The following is a 25,053-nucleotide window of genomic DNA, read 5'->3' on the forward strand; positions in this document are numbered from 1 at the left end:
CAAATATGAAAAAAACAACCACATTATATCGCATTCCTACCCTATTGTTAGCAGTAGGAATCACACTATTCTCCGCTTGTAAAAAAGAGTACGAAACTGCGCTAACGCCTTACACAGAAATCACTTCTTTTAAAATCCCTTACAACGCGGGCAAAGATACCATTGTAGCAGCTGTGGATGGTGAAAACATTTATGTCTCCTGGCCCGGATCAACCGAATGGCCTATTCCGGAGACTGTTGCTCCGATTATTAATATTTCAAAAAATGCAAGCATTAGCCCTGCCTCAGGAACGGCAATCGCACTCAAAGATGGATTGCAATATCAGGTAAAAGCCCAGGATGGCACCATAAAGACCTATACGATAAAATTGTCAAATGGGGCGCTATTACCTTCCTTTCGAGACGAAGAAACGCAGATTACTGCTATCGTGGGTCAATGCAATTTCAGTATCCCAATAAATAATCTTGCGCTGGATGGAAGTGATAGTCTGTACCTCGTTAACGATCAGAATAAAAGCTATAAACTCCTATTGGATAAAGTAGAGAATGGGCTTATTATTTTCTATGTGGATCAGCAAGATGGTTCAGGTATTCCTGCCGGTGATTACTACGCACAAGTGATCAACAAATTCGGCATCCCGGTTAAAAGTAGTAAAAAGTTTATAACCGTTCCTGCCGACCAATCCCTTCCGTACGTATATTTTAACCATACCAAAGAATGGCAGGTCAAAAGAGGTGAAATTATCAATCTGCCCGCAAGGCATTTGACCAAAGCATCTGACATTCGCGTTGTGGATTTAAAATACACCGAAGAAGGTTATCCCAACAGCTTGCGTTTGACTTTCCTTGGTATTTCTGACGATTTAAAATCCATTAGAGTGCAGATACCCGAGGATGCGCCGGTAGGCCTTACTTCAGATTTAGGCAATGGCATTAGCATACGTGTACGGCTCGATCAATTTTATGAGCAGGCAACACCATATCATGCCTATCCAATCAAAATCGTGGAGTAAAATCCTATCGTTTTTCATAGATGATAAACCAAAAAACAGCATAAAAAATTGGAAATAAATACGAATCTTTGTATAGAATCGTTATAAATAAAAGAAAGAACATGTTAAGTCAACATATCAAAGAGCAGACGCACGCTGCCCACCAAAACGTAGAAGGAACGATCGTGCGCCAATTGAAAAATATTCGTTCTGAAGCAGATTATGCAGAAGTTTTAAAAGGTTTTTATGCTTATTTTCGTGCAGTGGAAGATAGCATCGCTCCTTTTGTTACTGCAGATGTATTACCGGATCTTGCGGAACGCCGCAACTCATCCTATATTAAAAGTGACATCGAAGCCTTGGGCGGTAACGTGGAAAATCTTCCGGAAGCAACAGCTCCAGCGGTAACAAATGTACAGGAAGCTCTTGCGTCATTATATGTACTGGAAGGATCGATCATGGGGGGTCCCTACATCGTACAGATGCTGAACAAATATGGCGTCAACAAGGGGACTTCCTTCTTTGAAGGGTATGGTGAAAATAGCCGGGAGATGTGGGCTGGATTTACGGCAGTATTGAATAAATATGCCGAGGATCCCGCAACTTATGATCGTTCGGTAGAAATTGCAAACCAAACTTTTTATAACTTTGGTGAGGTATTCACGACTATTGCCAGTGCAAACTAAATAGGCTGAATATTGTTTAACCCTTCAAATGGAGCAAAAAGACAATAATAGAGACAATAAATCAAAATGGTTGAAGCGTGCCGGCATGGGGGCATTTATCTTCTTCCTGGCTAAGGGACTTGTATGGCTTGCGGTATTTTTCTTCGCAGCTAAGTCCTGTAGCGATTTTACTTAATTTTTTAGAAGAAGAAGTCACCATTATTCGTGATGAACGAATACTAGTGACTACTTCTTTTAATTTGAAGCAAACGACCGTTTAGCGATTGCGGATTCCTTTAGCTCTCGCGCCATTCTATTATCATTTTTAGCTTATTCCATTCACGCTCATGTTAGACAGTTCATTGCTAGACAAGTTTATGTTAATATTCCAATGGCTGCTTCCTCCATCTTGCACATCGATAATATCTTGTGAGAACTTCTCGCACCTCATCTTTAAGTCCCTATATAAATAGATACGGATAATAACTTTGCCCTCCTCTGTCAGATAGCCAACATACTGACGGAAATATTTCCCTAGAGTTCTTTTGTTTATGGGGGGCTTTTTATATTGTCTTTGGTGATCTCTGACGTAATCTGTGCCTATGCTGTCCTTTAAGATTTTTTCGGCCATACTAATATCTTCTATACTAGGCGTGTAACGTCCACTTTCGGGAGGGAATCCCCAAATAGGATGTTCTTTTGGAAAGATAAAACCTTCATAGTTTTTTCCTTTCACAAATATTGTCTTTTGCGAATAAGCGTAGCTACTTGTCAAAAATAGTATAATTATAATTAATAGCTGATTTTTCATTTATCGATAATTAATTGGTAAATTTGCTGGTGTCAGTAATCGAGGTCCGATTGGTAAAGGCACACCTGTGGAGATGTCATAGCCATAGTGTGTTCTTAAGGCAATACCAGCCTGTCCTCTAATTATATTTTCTCTATAAACCGCTCTCCATTCAGATTTTAACAAACCATTATGATCATAATAATAAGTGGATACATCTATGATAGCAAACATATACATAAAGCCTTTATACATGGGGATGTACGTGATATCTGCCTGCCATACCTGAGCAGGTCTCTCGATCTTAAGGTTCCTTAGTAGGTACGGAAATTTGTAGTCCGCCTTATTTGCTTTGCTCAAGTTCTTTTTAGGATGTATCGTTTTCAGGTTCATGAGCTTGTACAGCCTACGAACGCGCTTATACCAGACTAAATAACCTAGATCTTGTCTTAAATACTCTGTCATCCGCTCTACTCCGTAAAATGGACAGTCCAGAAATTTACGGCCTATCGCATTCATAACCTGCAGGTTGAATAAGGATTCCCCCTTGGACTTAAAATAATAACTGCTACGGGGTAAATCCATAACCTTGCACTGTCTGTAAACGCTCATTTTCTTATAGGATGGGCAAACAAGCCTGCGTTTCTCTTCTAAGCTCATTTGCCCAATACTTTTTTTAAGAAATCCACCTGTATTTGTAACTCCCCAATCTTGGAACATAGTTCCTTTTCCTTGGAATCGTCTTTTGAAGGAGACTTATCCGTGATAAAAACAGATTCTGCATTATCCAGAAACTCCCGTTTCCAAGTGTTGATCTGGGTTGGGTGTAACTCGTATTTAACCGACAACTCTGGGATAGTCTGCTGCTCTTTGATGGCTTCTATGGCTACCTTAGCCTTAAAACTTGCACTGAATTTCCTGCGTTCTTTTTTTAATTCTCAACTGCTAATTTAAACATTTATGCAGTTGTCCAGTATTTGGGTAGTATGATATTTCTTCAACTGTGATACTAAAAGAGCCTGACCTCACCCAAAGTTCAAGAGTGCTCTCTAAAATAGAAAACTTCGCTATTTTTACCTGTATTTCCGTAAACATTTCAGGTATTCAATCACCTAAATAACTACGAGGTATGAAAATACCGCATTCCTGCTTCCAAACCTCAATTTTTACCTTTGCATCTTTCAATAATTAGAAATAAATATCTTCCAAACAGGATACTACGAAGCTACTACTCATTAGAATCACCGCTACGAAGTCCGTATTCAAACCTAGATACCAAGATTTCAAAGGGGTTCGCCATTGATAAAGCTACCATTACAAGTCCATTCCGAAACAAATATTCTTGTGCCCTGAATAGGTTTTTTCTTCTTCAAAATCACAATAGAATTTCCTTTACTTTTGGTCAATGTATCACCAATACTCCAATTTGGAATAATACTTCCTAAACCACGATCCACCTTGGCTCTTCCACTTCTATTGAGAATAAGATCCTTTGCATTCATTTCATAGTAGTTGGGCTCCGCAGTTGTAGGCCCCTCGATCACTAGGTTAAATTCTATGTTACTATTATAATCCATGATTTATCCGTTTTTCCACCCCATTTACCAACTAATCTGATTTTTTTGGAAACTTGATTAGGTATTGAAGAACAAAACAAAGCACTAATTAAAAACACTAAAATTATACCTTGCGATTTATATTTTGCCATATTAATTTACTTTAAAGGTTTTCTCAACTTCTTCTATTTTTTCTGACCAGCACCCCGTAAGGTCTTGATTATTATATTGTCGTATCCGTCCTAACAATTACATATTGTCCATGAAACTCAAAGATGAGTTTTCCACATGCCTTGCTGAGATCTAAATGATTCCAGGTAAAAACACATAATCATTATTTATCTAAGCCTATGTTAAAGAACTCCTTAAACTGTATACAATCCATTTTAAAATTACCGTTATCAAGGGTTATTATGGCTCCCGTCATCATTGCACCACCTAGCATACCTCCTGATTCTTTTTCAGCTTTTTGTATTGTTGGGAGATCCCACTCTTCAATCATCTTATAAAGTCTTTTGATAAAAAATTTTTGGCCGTATTCTAGGTTATTTTGATAAACTTTGAATTCAACAGTTCCTTTCTTTGTCCATATAGCACTATAATATTCGCCAGTTTCCATATAATAAGATTCAAGGCAATAAACTGTATCATTACTATAATTTATAAAATCAATTCGATCAATCACCTTTTTTCTGCTTTCGAATGATAGTTTTGGATAAACTCCACAATCTTTTTCCACTTTCTGAGCTTTATAAATTTGTTTGGAAAATGTATTGAAGTTTTTAATTGAGCTACACCCTATAAAAACAAAGCTTATAAAAAATAAAACGAAATTCTTCATGCTACTTTAATATTAGCAATAAGTGCGACAAAAACAAACAGTAATATTTTGATAAACTATTTCATCAGAAGCTATCTATGTAAAGAAAAAATCGTCAGAAACATTTACGTTCCACTCTTCGCCATAAGTAACAAGTTCTATAAATTTTATTTTACCATCCGTCACATCTACTTCATAACCGAACCCATATTTTAGCCCTTCAATTTCTATTGTTTCATTAGTACTAAGAGATGCATTATCAATTTCTAAATCCAACATTTTTTCAATTGATTTACGATAAGATAAATTTATATACATTCCCACCCCTGTAACTTCTCGACTTTGCACTTCAAGAAAAGGTATATGAAGCTTAATAGTCGGATATATAGTTGCAAGTCTTTCAAAAATTGACTTCTCAAGTTTATTTAATTTTCCCATACTATAAGCCTTTTCTACTAAATGATGAAAGAATAACTTGTCCATTCTCTACTCGCCCCCCCCAATAAGACGAACATTCATACCACCTACATCGATTATATTGCCCATATCTCCTGAAGGGAGAATACCCTTTGCATTAGGCGTTAATTTACCTACCTTTAATGCTTGATTATCTGCGTTTTGAACAGCATTATAAGCTTTTTCTTGTGAACCAAGTTTTGTAACAAAACTTTCTAAAGCGTGTTCTGATTTTCCGAATATATGATTTAGACGATTTAAAGGTACCCCCTGAGCAGCAAATGAATGAACATTTTCAATGATCTTAACTTCTTCAACCGTGTTGATTTAATTTATTTATTTCTGAAATGTTTATCGAAAAACAGAGCACCCAGCGCTTCCGCTTATTGAACTCCCGGCCGATTCGGCAAACGATTTTGTCGTGTCCTATTTTACCAAAAACATTTTATACATCATTCACAGTCAATTTTTATCCACTGACCAAAGATGCATCCGAACCAGCAAACCAAATAAATAGAATAATCAGCCATTGAATAGCGATACAGACCCAGAAAGGTCTATTGTCAGCATCAGTCAGCATTTCCAATACAGCAATAAATTTGGACTTCACAATATCATAAAAGTTATTATTATTGTCGAGATCTAGGCTGTCAAAGCTTATCTTGTTCAAGCCAAATACCACAATACGCTTGATCCATGGATTTTCAATCTTTGTGTTTTTCACTTCGTTGATCAACTTGAGTTTCGCAAAAGTATAATCGCCAGCGTTTTGAATAAGATCGGGCTGATTGGATTGGAAAACCAATAGAATTTTGTCCAATGCTGGTATGATAAGATCATCCTGCCTTTCCTCTACAACCTTGCCGGCCACTGTCGAGAAAACATATTTATTGCTAAATAAGAAAATGAGTATCGGTAAAAGGATCAATCCGGTCAACCACAGGAACTTTCCGACGGTCTGTAAGGATCCGGTCATTGAAAAGAACGCGCCATCTGCATTGCTCCTGAGCAGTAGGTATCCGACTATAAGATACAATACAGTTGACAGAATAGCTAACAAATAGCACTTAAATAAGGTTTTTGTTGCCAGGACAGTTAACTTTTTGATATAAGACAAATTTGCATTCATAATATTATTGTATAATTTACCGCTCTAAATTAGAATTAATCTCTTCAAATTTCCGCTTGAATTCCAATTCGCCCATTACCATTTTAAATTCGTTGTAGTTTAAGTTCTATTCGTATTTCAACTACCTATTTTCAAGTGAACCTCTGGACATTTCATTGTTATTGATTTTATAATTGACAAATAAGTCGCATAAGAATCATATAAAAAAATTTCAGGAAATACTTGCGTAGTTAAATAGCGACACATATATTTGTAGTCAAATAACTTCATAATGAATTTAAGACGAGATGTTTTCCAGGCTATAGCGGACCCCACTAGAAGGGCTATACTTCTTTTGTTAGCCTCACAATCCATGACGGCAGGGGCTATTGCCGCAAACTTTAACACCGCCAGACCGACTGTCTCCAAGCACCTACAGATTCTCAGTGAATGTGAGCTGCTTAAATCTGAACAAAATGGCCGTGAAATTTACTACCAGCTCAACGCGCCTAAAATGAAAGAAATAGCAGATTTTATCGAGCCGTTCCGTAGCATGTGGGATGACCGTTTTAATAAATTGGAGGAAATTATGAAAAATTATAAAGACAAATAAAATGGAAAAGAAAACTAAGATCCATGCCGAAGATGGTAAACAGGAAATTTTGATTACCAGAGAATTTGACTTACCCCTTCATTTGCTATTCAAGGCTTATGAAGAAGCTGAAATCTTCGAGCAATGGATGGGTACCAAGGTGTTAAAATGGGAGAACAAACGACATGGCTCTTTTGCTTTTGAAACCTTCCACAACAATATGGTCGCTTTCAAGGCGAACGGAACAATACATGAATTTGTATCCAACGAGAAAATCACAAGAACTTTTGAAATGGAAGGTACTCCATTCCCCGTCCAATTAGAATACCTAAACTTCGAAAAGATAACCGACACGAGCAGCAAACTGAACATGCATATTGTATTTCAATCCATTGAGTTTCGTGACCAGCTCCTCCGGATGCCTTTCGCTCAGGGTATCAATATGGCGCATAACAGACTTCAGGATATGGTGTCCAAACTCGCATAAACCTAAAATTCTCACTAAACGAAAGCAACAAAATGAACTTAAAAGCAGCACATTTCTTCGAAAATGCCTCGAGATGGAACGAAGAGTTTAATTTATTACGGAAAATTGTCATCGAAAACAAGGCACTCGTGGAAGACTACAAATGGATGCACCCTTGCTATACCTTTGAAGGAAAGAATGTTGTCCTGATCCATGGATTCAAAGATTACTGCGCCTTATTATTTCACAAAGGCGTGCTGCTAAAAGATCCCAAACGGCTGTTAATTCAACAAACTGAAAACGTTCAATCCGGCAGGCAGCTGAGATTTACCAGTATCGAACAAATTATAAACCTGAGCGAGACAATAGCTGATTATATCCAGGAGGCCATAAGCGTTGAAAAATCCGGAGTAAAAGTTAATATGCGAAAGACCGAAGATTATCCGATTCCAGACGAATTCGCAAGAGCCTTAAATGAGGATAAAGAACTTAAAGCTGCTTTTTCATCTTTAACCCCGGGCCGTCAAAAAGGATATTTATTTTATTTCAATCAGGCTAAACAAGCAAAAACACGTGAATCAAGAATAGAAAAGTATTATCAACATATTTTGGATGGAAAAGGTATAGACGATTAAAAATGCCATACCCTGGGCAACCAATGTAATTATTGCAGGTGACGGCATAGATTCTGTCCAAAAAGATGGGCTCAACATGGGAAGTGAACTTATGGTGATTGCAGCATATAGTATGAGTAAAATTTGATAACTTTGATCTTCGTTGTGTAACGGCGTCTAAACCACTAGGCGTGCTATCGGCACATCCCGTACAACTGCATTAAAACACTTAATTTTACACAAGGAGCGTAACATGAATAAAAAATTTTTCCTGTTCATCTGTGGCCTACTGCCATTCCTGACACAGGCCCAGCAACAAATCAATAGCAAAACACGTCCAAATATTGTCTTTATACTGACCGACGACTTTACGGCGCAAGCATGGGGTGTCTATGGGGGAATTTTAAAAGATATCGTGAAAAATCCAAATATCGAAAGCCTTGCCAGGCAAGGTGCCATACTGAACAATGCTTTCTGCACAAACTCCATTTGCACGCCGAGCCGGGCAGCTATTCTTACCGGACAGTACAGCAACAAAAACAAGGTATATACCCTTGATGATGCATTGGACCCTAACAAAGAAAATATCGCCAAAGACTTGCAACGTGCAGGTTATCAAACGGCTGTTTTTGGAAAATGGCATCTCAAAAACAGACCGTCAGGATTTGATGAGTACAACGTATTACCAGGACATGGTGTCTATCACAACCCTACATTTCTATCCAAAGATAACTGGAACGACAATGAAGAGGCTGGCACTCCCTATCAGGGCTATGTCGATGACATCACGACAGACCTGAGTCTTGACTGGTTATCCAAACGCAATCCGGAAAAGCGTTTCTTTTTGCTTTGCCATTACAAAGCAACACATGAGCCCTTCGACTTTGCTGACAGGTTCAAGGATTTATACCAGGATATTGAATTTCCTTATCCGGCAACTTTTTTGGATTCTGGCGCAACAACCACAGGGAGGTCCTTTGAAGGCCAGCCACTTGAAGAACTTGGCCATCGTTATGAACTAGCCTCAACAGGACCTTTCTGGACCTCCTATCCTGATCTTCCCTTCTCTACCAAGGGGATGAGTGCAATCGACGCACGAAAAAAAATCTATCAAAAACTGATGAAGGATTACCTGCGTTGTGTGGCGGGCATAGATGACAATCTCGGAAAAATAATGCGCTATCTCAAAGCGGCCAAACTAGACGAAAATACGGTTGTCATCCTTTCCTCTGACCAAGGGTATTTTTTGGGCGAACATAATTTTATGGACAAACGCCTCATGTACGAAGAGTCGCTGCGCATGCCTTTCATCATCAGTTATCCAAAAGAAATTAAGGCCGGCAGTGAGCTGAATGATATGGTTTTAAATATTGACTTCGCTGCATTATTCGCAGATTATGCCGGCATAAAAAAGCCATCTTACATACAAGGAGAAAGCTTTCGTAAAAATCTGAAAGGGAATACGCCTGGTAATTGGCGCTCTTCCATGTATTACCGTTATTGGCAACATGACCCGATACGCCCCGCACACCTGGGGGTGCGTGATGAACGTTACAAACTGATTTATTTTTATGGCCAGCCGCTGGAAATGACCGGCAGCGACAAAAAGACCACCGCAGCAGCATGGGAGTTTTATGACCTGCAAAAAGACCCGATGGAAACACATAATGCAATCCGTGACAAGCAATATGCTAAAGAAATTAGTCGCTTAAAAAAGAAACTCGTTGAACTGAAAGCCGAAGCGGGGGACGATGATGAAAATCGGCCGGTATTTCAACAACAATTACGCAAAGAAAATCTGATCGAAAAATAGGTTCTTTATCAAGAAGCGGAACTGTCTCCATGGACAATTCCGCTTCCTAGCGTATCTATCGGGTAATTAAACAGCAGTATAACCGCCATCAACCAAATAATAACAACCGGTCATAAAAGATGACTTTTCGGAGCTCAGAAACAGCACCAGTTCCGCCACCTCTTCAGCCTTCCCTAAACGACCAATAGGGTGTTTGCTGATCAATGCGTGAACGTGCTCCTCATCCAAATTTTTGAGCAATGGTGTATCAATATATCCTGGGCCTACTGCGTTGCAGCGAATATTTTTCTGACCATATTCTGCTCCTATATTTTTAGTCAGACCTACCACAGCATGTTTTGCAGCCGTATAAGCACTTGACATAGGAGCAGCAACTGTACCATGAATCGAAGCCATATTGACAATAACGCCAGCACCATTTGCCTCCATGGCCTCAAGCTGGTATTTACAGCCATAGAATACTCCATTGAAATTAATATCAATTACCCTTTTCCAACCGTCCAAACTATAGTCTCCCGTAATTGCTGCCTCGCCTCCGATACCCGCATTATTACAGGCAATGTCCAATTTCCCATAGGTGCTTACTACAAAATGCACCAAAGCTTCATTATCTTCCGCCAATGAACTGTCTGCTTTATAAAAAGCCGCCTCAGCTCCTAATGCCTTAATCTGCTGCACCGCATCCAGACCAGCCTGCTCATTGATATCCGATACCACAACTTTCGCTCCTTCTTTCGCGTATGCCAAAGCAACCGCTAACCCTATGCCGGAGCCGGCCCCTGTCACCAAAGCAACTTTATCTGCTAAAATATCCATAGTATATAAATTTATGTTTATGACATAACCAATTTACCAAAATCCTAACGCAATCTGTCGAAATTGCGCCCCAAAAAAAACAAAAAAAGAAACTCAAATGACATTCCCGCAGCATCCAGTCCAGGCAAAAAAATAGCTCCACTGCTACGGACAATGGAGCTATACTACCTAAGGGATAAGTGTTTTTAATCTTGGAGCTGCGGGTATTTTTGATAAAGTCGGTTAAGAAAAAAACGACCCATCAACTGAAGTTTTGACTGCGTTTCAAACATACCCGGACCCGGAGATATAATGCCATCTGGCATTCGCTGCACAGCACCATAATAGATGATGTCAAGCCCATTTCCATTGACGTCAAGATGCATCTTTTTAGGTTTCAACCCCATAATAGATCCCATCCGGGTAACTTTCTCCGAATTACTGATCTGGGCGGGCCGGGCATTCAATAACGTTTCATGGTCAAAGACCAGATGATCCCTTGCTTCGCCGTCATCAAAAAAGACATAATGTAATTCATTATTGCTAAGGACAAGAAAAGACGCATTGTCACGCTCGGTGTATCTCGCCTTTACCCCTACAGCCGCCCAGGCCACTGTCTTAGCGGCCGTTGCCGCGGCAGAAGCTACTTTATCCCCGACCGTCGCAATGTAGGCACACTGCGTAAACGCCTCAATCGGTGCCCCATTCATCTGCTTGCTTAGTTCTTGAAACTCCTGGCGCAACAACTCTTCCTTAACCCCGTAGGCCAAAGCAATCCCTGCCTCTCCTTCATACTTTCGGGCGGTCTCTTTTTGTTTTTTCATCATGATGATAGAGATAAAAACACAGGCCGCCACAATCACAACAAAAATACCGATGTATAAAATCATATAATTTAGAAATTGGTTATTAATTCACAAATAAATTGAGCGTCAAAAAAGAGGATATTGATTTTCAGTATCCTCTTGCCGGAAAAGTTCATAACAAAAATTTTGCCAAATCAGCGTATCTGATCCGGATAACAAATATTACTTAATGCTCCCTTTCTTTAAGTTCAAGCTGTAACAGAATATCCCGTTTCTTGCCCTCAATCAAAGATAAATTACCGGCCACAAAAACGCCTTTTTCCCCGGAATTTCTACTTATGCCATATACGGTAGACTCATCATCCGGATCCGAGGCCCCTTCATAACGAAACAAATAATCAATTTTAAACTGGTCTGCATCTGCCAATAGCTCATCAAATTCAATGTTGTAATCTATTGTATAACCCATATCACTTAACTTTGCCAATGCTACACTAGCTGAGGAATACCCATGCATTCTTTCCATAACTGAATCTTCTTTGTTTAACCGTTATCACTTTTTTATTATAAAACGATTATTTAACCGTTTTTGTTTTCCTCAATTTCAAATAGTTTATTCAAGATCATATTTCTATTTTTGTGGAACGAAAACGAAATATGATATGGCAAATCTAGCAGCTCCGGCTTATCAACATACACCCCAACTTGCTTTCCAGCGTTTACTTGATGTACTGTACACCTTGAGACTAGAATGTCCCTGGGATAAGAAACAGACAATGGAATCGCTACGCCATCTAACGATGGAAGAACTTTACGAGCTGACGGATGCCATCCTGGAACAGGATTATCCCGAAATAAAAAAAGAACTCGGCGATGTCTTAATGCACCTCCTATTTTATGCCCGCATAGCAGAAGAAGAAGGACAATTTAATATCGTTGATGTCCTGAATGCAATCTGTGATAAACTCATTACGCGCCATCCTCATATCTATGCCGACACAAGTGCTAACACGGAAGATCAAGTCAAATCCAACTGGGAGGCGATCAAGCTTAAAGAGGGCAATAAGTCTGTTCTTTCAGGTGTCCCAAAAGGACTACCAGCCCTTGTCAAAGCCTATCGCATTCAGGATAAAGTAAGAGGTGTGGGGTTTGACTGGGAAGATAAAAGACAAGTATGGGAAAAAGTTGAAGAAGAACTTGCTGAATTTAAAACAGAATTCAACATCGAAACAACAGAGGCCATTGACCGGGAAAAAGCTGAAGGCGAATTTGGAGATCTCTTATTTTCGTTAATTAATTATGCCAGACATATCGGTATTAATCCTGAAAATGCATTGGAACGCACCAATAAGAAGTTCATCGCAAGGTTTACCTATTTGGAGCAGAGGGCTGCTGAAAACGATCAAAAACTTCAGGATATGAGTCTCGAAGAAATGGACGTTTATTGGAATGAGGCAAAAAAATTAAAAAAATAACAACTATCCATTAAAAGGTGGACGACTCATGGAATTTAATTCTACTTTGTCAAATTTATCCGTAAATTCGCAGCAATATGGAAACAGTTGTTAGTGGTATCAGAAGTACCGGAAAATTACATTTAGGAAATTACTATGGCGCATTGAGCAATTTTGTGAAAATGCAAAATGAATATAATTGCTTTTTTTTTATTGCGGATCTACATTCGTTGACGACACACCCTACACCACATGGCCTTCAGGGAACTGTACGTCAAGTTATCGTTGAATATTTAGCTGCTGGAATCGACCCTGAAAAATCAACTATCTACGTCCAGTCTGATGTCCCGGAAGTTGCCGAACTTTACCTTTACATGAATATGAATGCGTATTTAGGCGAGCTTGAACGAGCAACCGCATTTAAAGACAAAGTACGCAGCAATCCGGACAATGTCAATGCCGGCTTACTAACGTACCCGGTATTGATGGCTTGCGACATTCTGATTCACCACGGAACGAAAGTTCCTGTAGGCAAAGATCAGGAACAACACTTAGAGATGACGCGTACATTTGGCAATCGCTTTAATCGTTTATATAATGTTGATTATTTTAAAGAAGCTTTTGCTTTTTCCTATTCAGATAAATTGGTTAAAATACCGGGATTAGCCGGACAGGGAAAAATGGGCAAATCCAATGGTGAAGCCGACTGCATCTACCTTTCAGATAGCGCCGATGCCATTCGCAAAAAGGTAATGCGTGCCGTTTCTGATTCAGGTCCGACTGAAATGAACCAGGCCAAACCTGAGGCAATCCAAAATCTATTTGATTTAATGAAAGTAGTTTCTACGCCTGACACATTACAGCACTTTGATGAGCTCTATAATAAATGTGAGATCCGTTATGGCGATTTCAAGAAGCAATTGGCAGAAGATATGGTATTGGCAACAAATGACGTACGCCTACGTATCGAGGATATATCAAACGATGATGCCTATATCGCAAAAGTTGCAAAATTAGGCGCTGAAAAGGCGGGAGAGTCTGCTCGCAAAACACTGAAAGAAGTGCGTGAGATCATTGGTATCAAAAGATTTTATTAAATAAGGAAAGAGAATATGCATATAGCTATCGTAGGAAATATAGGTGCTGGAAAAACGACACTAACGGAATTATTGGCGAGTCATTTCAAATTTGAGCCTCAATTTGAGGCGGTAGACAATAATCCCTACCTGGAAGATTTTTATTCAGATATGAAACGTTGGGCCTTCAACCTTCAGATTTTCTTCTTAAATAGTCGCTTTAGACACATTGTAAAGCTTCAGGAAACGAAAATAGATATGATTCAGGATCGCACGATCTATGAAGATGCTTATATCTTTGCTGAGAACTTATATGATATGGGCTTAATGAGTGCACGTGACTTTGAAAACTATAGCAACATCTTCCAAAGTATAATTCATTACATTAAACCCCCGGATCTGCTGATCTACCTGAAAGCGTCTGTCCCTACTTTGGTAAACAATATTCAAAAAAGAGGGCGTGATTATGAATCAGCCATCCGATTGGATTATTTATCTAAGCTGAATGATAAATATGACAAATGGATCAACAATTATAAAGAAGGTAAAGTGATGATCCTCGACAAGGATAACCTTGACTTTACTTCTAACCCTGAAGATCTAGGTGGCATTATACAAAAAATAGAAGCTGAATTATTCGGGTTGTTTGAATAATCACAGAGAACAAAAATAGACAAAAGCCTGTAAAATCATCCATTTACAGGCTTTTTAATACGTAAAAATTCGCAAAGTATCATGAAATTTTTAGGCATTATTCCAGCGCGGTTTGCTTCCAGTAGATTTCCCGGCAAACCGTTGGTTGATATTGAAGGTCAGACCATGATCCAACGGGTCTACGAACAGGTAAAAAAATCAAAAAAGATAACCAAGGTAATTGTTGCCACAGACGATCAACGCATCGCATCCGAAGTACGCTCTTTTGGCGGTAATGTAGTTATGACCTCCGAAACGCATCAATCGGGTACAGACCGCTGTGCCGAAGTCATCAGCCATAATCGGGAGTATGATGTTGTCATCAACATTCAGGGGGACGAGCCTTTTATTAACCCCGAACAAATTGATTTACTTGCAGCTTGCTTTGAAAATCCACAGACTAAAATAGCGACTTTAGTAAAAGAGATCGAAACATCGGAAGAATTGTTCAATCTGAATATTCCAAAAGTTGTCCGAAACGTCTGCGGTGAAGCCATCTATTTCAGCAGACAAACGATCCCCTTTTTAAGAGGAGTTAATCAGGAGCAATGGCTTGAGAAGCAGAAGTTCTACAAACATATCGGAATTTATGCCTACCAAGCAGATACTTTAAGAGCATTGACCCGGCTACCCGTCTCGGGTCTTGAGGAAGCTGAAGCACTTGAACAATTACGCTGGATAGAAAACGGATATGCAATACAAACCGCGGTGACCACACATGAAACTGTTGCTGTGGACACGAAAGAAGATCTTGATAAGATTTTAAAGTTATTTTTTAACAAATAATTGCTACCTATCGGTGTTCGGTATACAGCAAAGACCGGACACCGTCAAGTAATTTCTTTTTGTCCTGAGCGCTCAATTGGGCAAGCTGCTGTTTTGTCGCCGTCAATTCATCGAGTTGTAGCTTGGTACTCACCCCTACTACCGCCGTCGCTACGGCAGGATTGGAAAGTACGTAGGATAAGGCTTCAGTCGTTCTGTCTTTTCCCGATTGTTTCACCACCTTGTCCAGGTTACGGAGCAGATGCGATACCTCTCCCGACGTATATTGAAGATAAGGTTCCACGGGTTTATTTACTAAAAGTCCTTTTGCCAGTGTGCCCCGAGCCAGAATACACACATCGTTCGCGGTCAACAATGTATCTATCTCCTCCTCGAGCCTTCTGTCCAGGAGATTATACTGCATCATGACTGACGAAATAGCAGATTTTGACAGAAATTCTTTAATGACATTAGGACGAATAGACGACAATCCGTAGGCACGGATCTTCCCTTGCTTCTTCAGTAATTCAAACGCTTCAATAATTTCATCTGTCGGATCATCAATGGTACCGCCATGCAGCTGATAGAGATCGATGTAATCTGTTTTCAATCGCGAAAGTGACCCTTCAATAGCTTTGACAATATAATCTTTTGATGCTTTCCAGTCCCAGCCCGAACCATCCGCGCGCCAGAGATTACCTACTTTACTGGCCAATACAATCTGTTTGCGAAAAGCCTGTACACTTTCACCCACAGCCATCTCGTTTTGACCTTTGTCATAGAGATCCGCTGTATCAAAAAATGTAATCCCCATATCGAAGGCCTTTTGGATAATATCTTTGGATTGCTTGGGCTGATTGCTTTTTAACGACATACAGCCCAAACCAATTTCCGAAACCATCAGGCCACTGTTACCTAATTTACGTTGTTTCATTTGTGTTGAAATCAAGTAATTCCACCTCAAACACTAAGGTACTATTGGCTGGAATCTCACCCGTAGCTCTTTCACCATAAGCTAGTCGACTTGGTATAAAAAATTTATATTTAGCCCCTTTTGACATCAATGGAATACCAATTTGCCAGCCTTTAATCACTTGTCCCAACGAAAGTTTCAAGGGCTCGTTGCGATCATAGGAACTGTCAAACTGTTTCCCGTTCAATAACGTTCCCTTGTAATGCACGGTAACTTCGTCATTGGTGGTAGGTTTTTCTCCTTCTGCCTGATTTAATACAAGATACTGAATTCCTTCGGCTGTTGTTTTCATGCCGGCTATTTTTGCATTTTCAGCAAAGAACTTATCTTCTTGGGCGCGACTTATGGCCTCTTTCTCCGCGCGTATGTCCATAATGGCTTTCTGGATAACCTCTCTTGTTTGTCCATCTTCCAATAAGGTTTTCTCGTTTTTTAAAGTAGCAGTAATAGCTTTTGCGATAACATCAGCTTTTAAATAAGCTACTTCAGTAGATTTCAGCGATTTGCCGATATCCATACCAAATGCATACGATACGGAGTCAGCTCTGGTAGTTAACACATTGGTTGATCCAGGTTTTGTTGCCGTAGTTTTTTTTCTGACCGAACTGGTCTTTTTTTTCTGCTGGGCAAATCCAGTGGCAGTTGTCAGAGACAATAGGGCTAATGCGATATACTTCATGTTTACTTAACGGTGCTTTTGCACAATTTCTTCAATAATTTCCTGTGTTATATTAGGGTAATCAACTTCAACCCTTGATTTACTGTTTAGCCAAGCCTCTATGGCTAGCATATTTTTTTGTTTTAAACTCGAAATTACCGGTACACCCATTTCTTCCAATGATGCAGCATTCAGATGCTGTTCATATTGATTTTTCATTGGGACGACCAACAGTTTCTTTTTCAAATATAACGCTTCTGCGGGGGTTTCAAAACCCGCACCGCATAAAACTCCTGAAGAAGATGCCATACTATCGATAAAGGCCTGATTATTGATGGGTCTTATGGTCACATTCTTCATTTCAAACGGTCTTGAATTGTGCTTACTGAATACATCCCACTTCACATCAGGAAATTTCATTAAATGTTTCAATAAGTGTGCATCATCGTAGGCCGGTAAATAAACCGTATAATGCCCTTCGTCCGTAACACTTAGATCACGAACAGCATTGCGGATAACTGGCGAAAAAATATTTTTGGCATATCTTTTAAAATGAAAGCCATAAGAATGCGTGGCGGGAGCATAATTTTTCATAATAAACTTCCCTAACATGTCACTTTCTTCTGGTTTAGGGCTTGCGGGATCCAAGGCGCCGATCTGATGGCTCAGTCCAATACATTGTAGATCTTTAGAATGACAAGCCCAGGCCGAAATGGGCTCAAAATCATTAATAACCAGATCATAATCTTCGATCGGCAAACTCTTGATCTCGTTGGTAAATTTACGTATGGTTGAACTCATAAAAGTCTTCCACAGATCCACCCCCCCGGATTTCCCAAATATGAAACTTAAACCATGAAAGCGATACTTGACTTCGAAAGGCAAGGAAAGATCCGCCTGAATCCCACTGACCAAAACATCCACTTCTCCTAAGGCTTTCAAACAGGGAACAATATCCATGGCACGGCTTAGATGTCCGTTACCGGTCCCTTGTACGGCATACAATATCTTCATAACGACTGTATTTTGTGTCGGCAAATTAATGAATTTTAACGAATTTCAATATTATTTTATTGTTTAGTTAGGTTAAGAAAATATAAATTAATACAATAAATCAATCCAGTTAACATACATTTACTTTCTTTTTACGTATATTTAACACCAACAATTATTTAATAACCAATTTACTATGATAAAGTCTCCTCTCCTTTGGACACTTTCCATTGTGATCCTGCTCACGTTTAACTCATGGGGATTTTTTGCGCATAAAAAAATTAACCACTACGCGGTTTTCGCACTCCCCGCAAAGCTGGCAAAGTTTTACAAACCCAACATTGATCTGATTACGGAGAAAGCTGTCGATCCAGATAAGCGTTGTTTTATTGATAGTGCCGAAGGACCGCGGCACTTTATAGACATCGAAGATTACCGCGAAGATCGTCTGGTCGACTCAATTCCCATACATTGGTCGCAAGCAAAAGAAAAATTCCAAGAACGACAGCTACTCAAAAATGGAATCGTCCCCTGGCAAATTAACTTCACTTATCTCAAACTGGTGAAAGCTTTTCAGTCCAAGGACTACCATAAAATCATCAAGCATTCGGCAGATTTAGGTCATTACATCGCTGACGCCCACGTCCCTTTACATACAACCAAAAATTATAACGGACAATTAACAGGTCAGATCGGCATACACGCTTTTTGGGAAAGCCGATTGCCCGAAATGTTCGCAGGAAAATACAATCTTCTTGTCGGAAAAGCAATTTATATCGAAGATCCGCTTAATGAAGCGTGGAATATTGTCCGTGAGAGTAATCGCCTGGTTGATTCTGTGCTCAGTATCGAATCGCTTCTTAATAAACAATTTAAAGCCTCCCAAAAAAACTCTTTTATTGAGCGTAATAATCAATTACTATGGACCTATTCTGATAATTATGCAAAAGCTTATCACCAGGCACTGAATGGAATGGTGGAACGGAGAATGCGCAAAACAATTCTACGTGTAGCCTCTTACTGGTATTCTGCCTGGCTTGAATCCGGACAACCCGACCTTTCTCATGGTACCAAAATAAAAATTGAAAACAAACAAGATAGCATTACTACCCAAGGGAAAAAGCCCATTGGCCGCGAAGAATGGATGTAATCGGAACCGAAAGATAAAAACCGGACTACTCACTATATTGACACCGGACTATTTACATTCTTGATCATCTGCCTTAATTTTGCGGCATAAAACCTATGAATGGCCTGACCGTAATTTTAGAATGACACGAAAACGGTCTGGTGCAGATTAATTAAAAGTAATGATGCGAAATTATATCTCCGCATTATTTTCAATTAGTTCGCATTTAATAGGGCAACTAAATAAATCATGTTGAATAAGAAAACTGCATTAACAAAACTTGCCATCGTGCTGACTGTGGGCACCTCCTTTGCACAGGTAAAAGAGACAAAAGTATTGAATGAGGTTGTTATCAATCAGAATAGACTTCAGATCCCCTTCTCAAAGCAAAGCAAGAATATCCAGATCCTTACACAGGAGGATATTCAGCGTCTTCCAAACCGTTCGATCAACGAACTGCTAACGAATATTCCAGGGGTGGATGTCCGCCAAAGGGGGCCATTCGGTTCGCAGGCTGATATTAGTATAGATGGCGGTTCATTTGAACAAACAGCTATCCTACTGAATGGTGTAAAAATTATGGATCCACAGAGTGCACATCATAACATGAATCTCCCCGTACCTGTGGAAGCGATTGAACGCATTGAAATCATACGGGGGCCGGCTTCCCGTATCTACGGTATAAATGCCCTGACCGGCGCGATCAATATCGTGACCAAAAAAGTGGAATCCAAGCTGATTACTGCACAAGCTTACGGCGGCTCTTCATTTAAAGACAATGAACAGTCCAGCTCGGGAAAATACTACGGAAAAGGAGTCCAACTGGCTGCACAGTTCAACGGTGGACCTACAAGTCAGGGCCTCTATCTTGGCCATGAAGATTCCAATGGCCAGCGTTACAATACAGCCTCCAATAACAACAAACTGTATTATGATGCAACCTATCAGCCCAATGAATCCAATCAAATAAAAGCAAACTTTGGTTACATTGACAATCAGTTTGGTGCCAATGGATATTATGCTGCCCCGACAGATAAAGAAGCTTATGAGCAAGTTAAAACAGCATTTTCATCTATACAGTCGAAACATCAGCTGAGTCCTGCATTTTCAATCAGCCCGAGGCTCAGCAACCGATATAACGAAGACGAATACTGGTATTTGGGAAAGGAAACGACCAAAGGACGTTCAAAACATTATAGCAACGTCTTCGGTGCTGAGGTAAATGCGGTTTTGGAAAAGCATTATGGCTCCTTTGGAATTGGACTGGAAAGCAGATTTGAACGAATCAATAGCACGGCGATTGGCTCTCATAATCGGGAAAATTACGGCGGTTACCTAGAATTCAAAACTGAAGCGATTGCCAAACTCATGGTTAATGCGGGAGCGTATATAAATTACAATTCCAAGTTTGGATGGCAAGTGTTCCCCGGACTCGACTTAGGCTACGCGATAACCGAAAGCTGGAAATTTGTCTTCAGTGCAGGTTCTGCTCAACGCATCCCGTCATTTACGGACCTCTATACCAATCAAACTGCCAATATTGGAAATCCAGAGCTAACATCAGAGAATGCGTATCAGATTGAGGGTGGTATTAAATACCTGTCCAACCGTATCGTTGCTCAGGCGAGCTATTTTCACCGAAATATAAATGATTTCATAGACTGGCAAAAAACCGAGGGCGCTGCTTCTGAGGGAACCGTGGTTCCATGGAAACCCTCCAATATTGGAAAAAATACTGTTGATGGAATCAATGGGTCTTTTCGTTACCAGCTCAATGATCCAATGGCCACCACACGATATTACACGACAATAAGTTACAACTATCTAAATCCAACGATCAAAGTTGAAGATGGCGTCCGCTCCAAGTATGCCATTGAAAATTTAAGACATCAGGTTATTCTCAATTTTACGGTAAATCATAAAAACTGGATGCTGACAACAGCCAATCGTTTTAACGAACGTATTAGCTATAAAAACTATTTTATTGCTGACATAAGAGCTTCCCATCAGTTTGCTGACCTTCTTATTTTTGCCGATATACAAAATATTTTCGACAAGAGTTATATCGAAGCCGCAGCGGTACCAATGCCGGGAAGATGGTTTAGTCTTGGAGCGAAATATAAATTCGAGTACTAGGTCTATCTTAGAAAAAGGAAAACGCTTAAGAACAAATCATGGTACTACCAGCGAAGTAAAAACTCATATGCATAATATGTCCCTTAAAAAACAGCTATTTAAGGGGCATATCTATTTAAATTTCTAAAAGCTAATTGTCGATGGTGACCATACTATTTTTTGGCAAGTACAGATAAGATGCCGCCGATCAAGTGTTTCTGAAATTTGGGCTCATCATAAGATTCTTCCGTATGCCCGAGACCTGTATAAAAAACTTTTCCGCCATCGTAATCCTGACTCCAGGAAATCGGGTGATTATCCCCCATTTTCCCACCATTGTAACTTTTCTCGTCCAGCTTCATCAACACGTGTAGATCATCTTTGACATCCTTAAAATTGTACCATTCATCTTTATGTAACCAGACCGGATCAAGATGTTTGGTAGCCGCATGTTTCCTGTCGAGAACATCTATCTTTGCTTGCTGCACGGCTGGATGAGACGTAAAATAAGCTCCCACCAAACCGTTATACCAAGGCCAATCATATTCGGTATCCGTTGCTGCGTGGATCCCCACAAAGCCTTTGCCCGATTGAATATAACGGACAAATGCATCTTGCTGTGTGTCGTCCAAAATATTACCTGTTGTACTTAAAAAGATGACTGCGTCGTATTTTTTTAATCCTTGATCCGTAAAAAGAGCCGCATCCTCGGAATGATCCGAGGCAATCTTTTCCTTGTCCAACAATTGTTTCAGCACCTGAGCACCTTTTTCGATACTACTGTGTCTAAACCCCTGCGTTTTACTAAAAATCAGCACCCTTTTTTGTGCAATGACGGTCATGCTCACTGCAAAAAAGAAAAACAGAAAAATGAAGAATTTATTCATGATATAGTTGGTTATTATTAAATTTTAGTTTAGGTCCTTTATAAATCAAGATCGCAGCTTCCTGCGATACGTTAAAACTGAGATCGCAATAGAAAAAGCCATGTACTCTCCCCGTACACGGCTTTTTCAAAGTTTTATTGTCCGATTAGTTCTCGGTAGAAATCAAGACTTCCGATAATATCATCCTCAGAGACGAAAATATCATACTGACAGCTACCAATCTTATCAAGTAGAGCAAAGCCAATCTGATTAGACAGGTTTTTCTTATCATTTCGCATCAGGTCCAACAGAGTTGTATCTATGGCCGAACTGAACGTATAATCTTCAAAGTATCTTCTGAAAGTAGCAATCAGGTCATTTAATTCATCCAACGAAAGTCCATTCAGTTTATAAGAAAGGTACCCTTCACAGATCATTCCAACAGCAATTGCTTCCCCATGTAATAAAGGGTTGCGGTCGTTCAACAGCGAATATCCCTCAATGGCATGACCTATGGTATGTCCAAAATTTAGGATTTTACGAAGCCCTTTTTCTTTGGGGTCTTCTAGGACTACTTGATTCTTTATGGAAACAGAATGTTTAACCAGTTCATTATCTAGCTGCGTTATATCCAATATTTTCACACGTTCGTAATACGCATGATCAAAGATCAGCCCATGTTTAATGACTTCAGCAAATCCGGAGATCAGTTGCCTGTTATCCAATGTTTTTAAAAATTGGCTTGAGATAAATACAGCCTGCGGTTGTGTAAACGTTCCGATTATATTTTTCACGCTTCCCATATCTATTCCTGTCTTTCCGCCGACAGAAGCATCTACCTGCGAAAGCAAGGTGGTCGGAATCTGAATAAAGTCCATTCCGCGCTTAAACGTGGATGCGGCAAAACCGCCCATATCGGTGACGACACCACCGCCAAGATTAATCAATAAAGAATGTCTGTCAGCGCCAAAATCAAGCATATTCTGCCACACGCCAATACAAAAATCTATATTTTTATTCTCTTCGCCCGGATCTACTTCTATGACGTCATAGTTCGTTAAATCAGGTAAGGCCTGTTGAAACAAAGGCAAGCAATTGTCTAAGGTATTGGTATCTACCAAAACGATAATTTTTGAATATTTGCGTTCCGATAAAAACGTCTCCAGTGAGGCCAACGTATCATCAAAATATACCTGATAGCCCAAACTTTCTATGACTTCCATTCTACGATTCTTTAAGGTTTAAGTTTTCTATTTACCAATATTGTTTAATATTACACCAATTTTATTTCCATCCCATCAAATTCAACAACATCCCCGGGCTTCAATTTCAGTCTTTTCCGATAATCAACCTGACCGTTATACTTCACATATCCCTCAGCAACAACCCACTGAGCCATAGCGCCATGCTCCACCCAATTTAAAGCTTTAAGTAACTGAATAAGCTGTATATATTCCCCTTCGATTTTAAATTCTTGCATTTCACAAAAATAGTGGTTTAAGCGAGGAATACAAGAATAATCATCGTTTTAATGTTTACTAAATTGCTACATTTGCCTTATTGCAAATAAAGATTATGATTGAGAATTCTGAGCCCAGAACATTGTCCTTTGATAATACAGAGATTGCTTTTAAAAGTAAAAGCGATAAGGATTTAGAAAGAGCGTATTGGTTATTCAAAATAATAGCGAATAACTTTTTGACAAAAGTAGGTCCATCCATGACCAACTTTGCGCTGAATATTGGACTGCCGATCCAAGGTATCATCCGAAGTACAATCTTCAAACATTTTTGTGGAGGAGAAACCATCGAGGGTTGCGAAACAGCGATCAATGAATTGGGTGAAAACGGCGTCGGAACCATTCTGGACTATTCGGTTGAAGGTGAAGAGACAGAAAGTGCATTTGATGCCTGCTGCGACGAAGTGTTACGTACAGTCATTGCTGCAAGCAAAAATAAATACATTCCATTTTCAGTTTTTAAGCCAACAGGATTAGGTAGGTTTGAATTGTTCGAAAAAGTGAATGCAAAAGAAACACTAACAGCATCGGAACAAGCTGAATACCAACGTATGTTGGATCGTACGGACCGTATTTGTAAAGCCTGTCACGAAGCTGGGGTAAAGGTCTTGGTAGATGCCGAGCATTCCTGGATACAGGATGCTATTGACGATATCGCTCGCGAGATGATGGAGAAATACAATAGGGAAAAGCCTATTGTCTATAATACCTATCAACTGTACCGCAGCGATAAATTAGTTTCTTTAAAAGCTGATTTTGAATATGCCAAGGTAAGGGGTTTCCATATGGGAGCAAAAATAGTACGTGGTGCCTATATGGAAATCGAACGTGCCCGTGCCAATCAAATGGGATATGCAGACCCGATCCAGCCAAATAAAGCGGCTTCTGATAGAGACTATAATGAAGCAATTGAGTTTATACTGGACCACTTGGATAGCTTTGGACTGATGGCTGGCACGCACAACGAAGATAGTAGCATGTTATTGGCCAAGGAAATTGACAGACGTGGTATCGACAGATCTTCAGACCGTATTTATTTTGCACAACTTTTAGGAATGTCGGACAATTTGAGTTTCAACTTGGCTGCACATGGTTATAATGTTGCCAAATACATGCCTTACGGACCAGTGAAGGCCGTTATGCCATACCTTTTCCGTAGAGCACAGGAAAATACCTCCGTTGCTGGAGCTACAGGTCGTGAGCTCGGGCTTTTGATCAAGGAAAAACAAAGAAGAAAAGCTAGTCGTCGATAACGACTAGCTTTTCCTTTACTGCTTCCCCTAAATTCCGCTTTTTTTAACCTGCAATAGATCCTCACTTTTTCGCAAATCTGGATATC

At 39.7% G+C, this 25,053-nt stretch carries 29 protein-coding genes and 1 pseudogene; 14 read left to right on the top strand and 16 right to left on the bottom strand.

Annotated features, from left to right (window positions below; genetic code table 11):
- The first annotated feature begins 5 nt into the window (after positions 1-5).
- The 3 genes from ABTV71_RS16475 (at position 6) to ABTV71_RS16485 (ending at position 1,853) form a co-directional block, all read left to right on the top strand.
- The gene (locus ABTV71_RS16475; RefSeq protein WP_433900306.1) at positions 6-1,013 is read left to right on the top strand and encodes a hypothetical protein; all 1,008 of its coding nucleotides are present in this window, start codon (positions 6-8) and stop codon (positions 1,011-1,013) included.
- A gap of 101 nt (positions 1,014-1,114) precedes the next feature.
- Positions 1,115-1,678 carry a biliverdin-producing heme oxygenase gene (locus ABTV71_RS16480; RefSeq protein WP_433900307.1) on the top strand — a complete coding sequence of 188 codons (564 nt, stop codon included), beginning with the start codon at positions 1,115-1,117 and terminating at the stop codon, positions 1,676-1,678.
- Positions 1,679-1,706: 28 nt separating this feature from the next.
- Positions 1,707-1,853 carry a hypothetical protein gene (locus ABTV71_RS16485; RefSeq protein WP_433900308.1) on the top strand — a complete coding sequence of 49 codons (147 nt, stop codon included), beginning with the start codon at positions 1,707-1,709 and terminating at the stop codon, positions 1,851-1,853.
- Between the two features lie 129 nt (positions 1,854-1,982).
- On the opposite strand, the gene ABTV71_RS16490 is transcribed toward ABTV71_RS16485, so the two are convergent.
- The 7 genes and pseudogenes from ABTV71_RS16490 to ABTV71_RS16520 all read right to left on the bottom strand — a co-directional run bounded on the left by ABTV71_RS16490 (position 1,983) and on the right by ABTV71_RS16520 (position 6,408).
- Complete coding sequence (locus ABTV71_RS16490; RefSeq protein ID WP_433900309.1) at positions 1,983-2,468, bottom strand: hypothetical protein; 486 nt, start codon at positions 2,466-2,468, stop codon at positions 1,983-1,985.
- Positions 2,469-3,107: an IS3 family transposase gene (locus ABTV71_RS16495; RefSeq protein ID WP_433900310.1), complete on the bottom strand. Its 639-nt coding sequence runs from the start codon at positions 3,105-3,107 to the stop codon at positions 2,469-2,471.
- Positions 3,104-3,364 (bottom strand): annotated as a pseudogene (locus tag ABTV71_RS16500) (transposase); the annotation flags it as partial. The gene ABTV71_RS16495 and the pseudogene ABTV71_RS16500, both read right to left, overlap by 4 nt.
- 366 nt (positions 3,365-3,730) lie before the next feature.
- Complete coding sequence (locus ABTV71_RS16505; RefSeq protein ID WP_433900311.1) at positions 3,731-4,024, bottom strand: hypothetical protein; 294 nt, start codon at positions 4,022-4,024, stop codon at positions 3,731-3,733.
- Between the two features lie 313 nt (positions 4,025-4,337).
- Positions 4,338-4,844: a hypothetical protein gene (locus ABTV71_RS16510; protein ID WP_433900312.1), complete on the bottom strand. Its 507-nt coding sequence runs from the start codon at positions 4,842-4,844 to the stop codon at positions 4,338-4,340.
- A gap of 75 nt (positions 4,845-4,919) precedes the next feature.
- Positions 4,920-5,261 (bottom strand): hypothetical protein, encoded by a 342-nt coding sequence (locus tag ABTV71_RS16515; protein ID WP_433900313.1) that lies wholly within the window; start codon positions 5,259-5,261, stop codon positions 4,920-4,922.
- Positions 5,262-5,748: 487 nt separating this feature from the next.
- The gene (locus ABTV71_RS16520; protein ID WP_433900314.1) at positions 5,749-6,408 is read right to left on the bottom strand and encodes a hypothetical protein; all 660 of its coding nucleotides are present in this window, start codon (positions 6,406-6,408) and stop codon (positions 5,749-5,751) included.
- Positions 6,409-6,679: 271 nt separating this feature from the next.
- Between ABTV71_RS16520 and ABTV71_RS16525 the strand changes: the two genes are divergently transcribed.
- The 4 genes from ABTV71_RS16525 to ABTV71_RS16540 all read left to right on the top strand — a co-directional run bounded on the left by ABTV71_RS16525 (position 6,680) and on the right by ABTV71_RS16540 (position 9,872).
- A complete protein-coding gene (locus ABTV71_RS16525) occupies positions 6,680-7,000 on the top strand; it encodes an ArsR/SmtB family transcription factor (RefSeq protein ID WP_104381477.1) in 321 nt (106 codons plus the stop codon).
- A gap of 1 nt (position 7,001) precedes the next feature.
- On the top strand, positions 7,002-7,466 hold the full coding sequence (locus ABTV71_RS16530) for an SRPBCC family protein (protein WP_433900315.1): 465 nt from the start codon (positions 7,002-7,004) through the stop codon (positions 7,464-7,466).
- 32 nt (positions 7,467-7,498) lie between these two features.
- Complete coding sequence (locus ABTV71_RS16535) at positions 7,499-8,080, top strand: YdeI/OmpD-associated family protein (protein ID WP_121125265.1); 582 nt, start codon at positions 7,499-7,501, stop codon at positions 8,078-8,080.
- A 232-nt stretch (positions 8,081-8,312) separates the two neighbouring features.
- Positions 8,313-9,872 carry a sulfatase family protein gene (locus tag ABTV71_RS16540; protein ID WP_433900316.1) on the top strand — a complete coding sequence of 520 codons (1,560 nt, stop codon included), beginning with the start codon at positions 8,313-8,315 and terminating at the stop codon, positions 9,870-9,872.
- A 66-nt stretch (positions 9,873-9,938) separates the two neighbouring features.
- Here ABTV71_RS16540 and ABTV71_RS16545 read toward each other — a convergent pair whose 3' ends face one another.
- The 3 genes from ABTV71_RS16545 to ABTV71_RS16555 all read right to left on the bottom strand — a co-directional run bounded on the left by ABTV71_RS16545 (position 9,939) and on the right by ABTV71_RS16555 (position 11,999).
- Positions 9,939-10,688, bottom strand: coding sequence for an SDR family NAD(P)-dependent oxidoreductase (locus tag ABTV71_RS16545; protein ID WP_433900317.1), 750 nt, complete (start codon positions 10,686-10,688; stop codon positions 9,939-9,941).
- Between the two features lie 185 nt (positions 10,689-10,873).
- Positions 10,874-11,494, bottom strand: a complete 621-nt coding sequence (locus tag ABTV71_RS16550; protein WP_433900318.1) for a hypothetical protein — start codon at positions 11,492-11,494, stop codon at positions 10,874-10,876.
- A gap of 205 nt (positions 11,495-11,699) precedes the next feature.
- The gene (locus ABTV71_RS16555; protein ID WP_121125261.1) at positions 11,700-11,999 is read right to left on the bottom strand and encodes a hypothetical protein; all 300 of its coding nucleotides are present in this window, start codon (positions 11,997-11,999) and stop codon (positions 11,700-11,702) included.
- Positions 12,000-12,135: 136 nt separating this feature from the next.
- Between ABTV71_RS16555 and mazG the strand changes: the two genes are divergently transcribed.
- The 4 genes from mazG to kdsB all read left to right on the top strand — a co-directional run bounded on the left by mazG (position 12,136) and on the right by kdsB (position 15,482).
- A complete protein-coding gene (gene mazG, locus ABTV71_RS16560; protein WP_433900319.1) occupies positions 12,136-12,948 on the top strand; it encodes a nucleoside triphosphate pyrophosphohydrolase in 813 nt (270 codons plus the stop codon).
- A 77-nt stretch (positions 12,949-13,025) separates the two neighbouring features.
- On the top strand, positions 13,026-14,024 hold the full coding sequence (gene trpS, locus ABTV71_RS16565; protein ID WP_108633667.1) for a tryptophan--tRNA ligase: 999 nt from the start codon (positions 13,026-13,028) through the stop codon (positions 14,022-14,024).
- Between the two features lie 15 nt (positions 14,025-14,039).
- Positions 14,040-14,657, top strand: a complete 618-nt coding sequence (locus ABTV71_RS16570) for a deoxynucleoside kinase (protein ID WP_121125259.1) — start codon at positions 14,040-14,042, stop codon at positions 14,655-14,657.
- An 81-nt stretch (positions 14,658-14,738) separates the two neighbouring features.
- Entirely contained in the window at positions 14,739-15,482 is a 744-nt protein-coding gene (kdsB, locus tag ABTV71_RS16575; RefSeq protein ID WP_433900320.1) for a 3-deoxy-manno-octulosonate cytidylyltransferase, read from the top strand.
- Between the two features lie 7 nt (positions 15,483-15,489).
- Here kdsB and ABTV71_RS16580 read toward each other — a convergent pair whose 3' ends face one another.
- From ABTV71_RS16580 to ABTV71_RS16590, 3 genes are read right to left on the bottom strand one after another with little or no spacing between them, the layout of a single operon-like run.
- Positions 15,490-16,395, bottom strand: a complete 906-nt coding sequence (locus tag ABTV71_RS16580) for an aldo/keto reductase (RefSeq protein ID WP_433900321.1) — start codon at positions 16,393-16,395, stop codon at positions 15,490-15,492.
- Positions 16,382-17,113, bottom strand: coding sequence for an FKBP-type peptidyl-prolyl cis-trans isomerase (locus ABTV71_RS16585; protein ID WP_433900322.1), 732 nt, complete (start codon positions 17,111-17,113; stop codon positions 16,382-16,384). Before ABTV71_RS16585 ends, ABTV71_RS16580 begins: the two co-directional genes overlap by 14 nt.
- 6 nt (positions 17,114-17,119) lie before the next feature.
- Positions 17,120-18,106 carry a glycosyltransferase family protein gene (locus ABTV71_RS16590; RefSeq protein WP_121125255.1) on the bottom strand — a complete coding sequence of 329 codons (987 nt, stop codon included), beginning with the start codon at positions 18,104-18,106 and terminating at the stop codon, positions 17,120-17,122.
- Positions 18,107-18,281: 175 nt separating this feature from the next.
- On the opposite strand from ABTV71_RS16590, the gene ABTV71_RS16595 reads away from it, so the two are divergent.
- Complete coding sequence (locus ABTV71_RS16595; RefSeq protein ID WP_433900323.1) at positions 18,282-19,235, top strand: zinc dependent phospholipase C family protein; 954 nt, start codon at positions 18,282-18,284, stop codon at positions 19,233-19,235.
- A gap of 228 nt (positions 19,236-19,463) precedes the next feature.
- Complete coding sequence (locus ABTV71_RS16600; protein WP_433900324.1) at positions 19,464-21,350, top strand: TonB-dependent receptor plug domain-containing protein; 1,887 nt, start codon at positions 19,464-19,466, stop codon at positions 21,348-21,350.
- 152 nt (positions 21,351-21,502) lie between these two features.
- On the opposite strand, the gene ABTV71_RS16605 is transcribed toward ABTV71_RS16600, so the two are convergent.
- The 3 genes from ABTV71_RS16605 to ABTV71_RS16615 all read right to left on the bottom strand — a co-directional run bounded on the left by ABTV71_RS16605 (position 21,503) and on the right by ABTV71_RS16615 (position 23,675).
- Positions 21,503-22,216, bottom strand: coding sequence for a ThuA domain-containing protein (locus ABTV71_RS16605; RefSeq protein ID WP_433900325.1), 714 nt, complete (start codon positions 22,214-22,216; stop codon positions 21,503-21,505).
- A gap of 134 nt (positions 22,217-22,350) precedes the next feature.
- On the bottom strand, positions 22,351-23,418 hold the full coding sequence (aroB, locus tag ABTV71_RS16610; RefSeq protein ID WP_433900326.1) for a 3-dehydroquinate synthase: 1,068 nt from the start codon (positions 23,416-23,418) through the stop codon (positions 22,351-22,353).
- Between the two features lie 50 nt (positions 23,419-23,468).
- On the bottom strand, positions 23,469-23,675 hold the full coding sequence (locus ABTV71_RS16615) for an RNA-binding S4 domain-containing protein (protein ID WP_104381458.1): 207 nt from the start codon (positions 23,673-23,675) through the stop codon (positions 23,469-23,471).
- A 95-nt stretch (positions 23,676-23,770) separates the two neighbouring features.
- Here ABTV71_RS16615 and ABTV71_RS16620 point away from each other — a divergent pair, with 95 nt between their 5' ends.
- Positions 23,771-24,967 carry a proline dehydrogenase family protein gene (locus ABTV71_RS16620; protein ID WP_121125250.1) on the top strand — a complete coding sequence of 399 codons (1,197 nt, stop codon included), beginning with the start codon at positions 23,771-23,773 and terminating at the stop codon, positions 24,965-24,967.
- Positions 24,968-25,053 lie beyond the last annotated feature (86 nt).

It is taken from the genome of Sphingobacterium puteale (genome assembly GCF_050986225.1).
GTDB classification, from domain to species: Bacteria; Bacteroidota; Bacteroidia; order Sphingobacteriales; family Sphingobacteriaceae; genus Sphingobacterium; species Sphingobacterium puteale.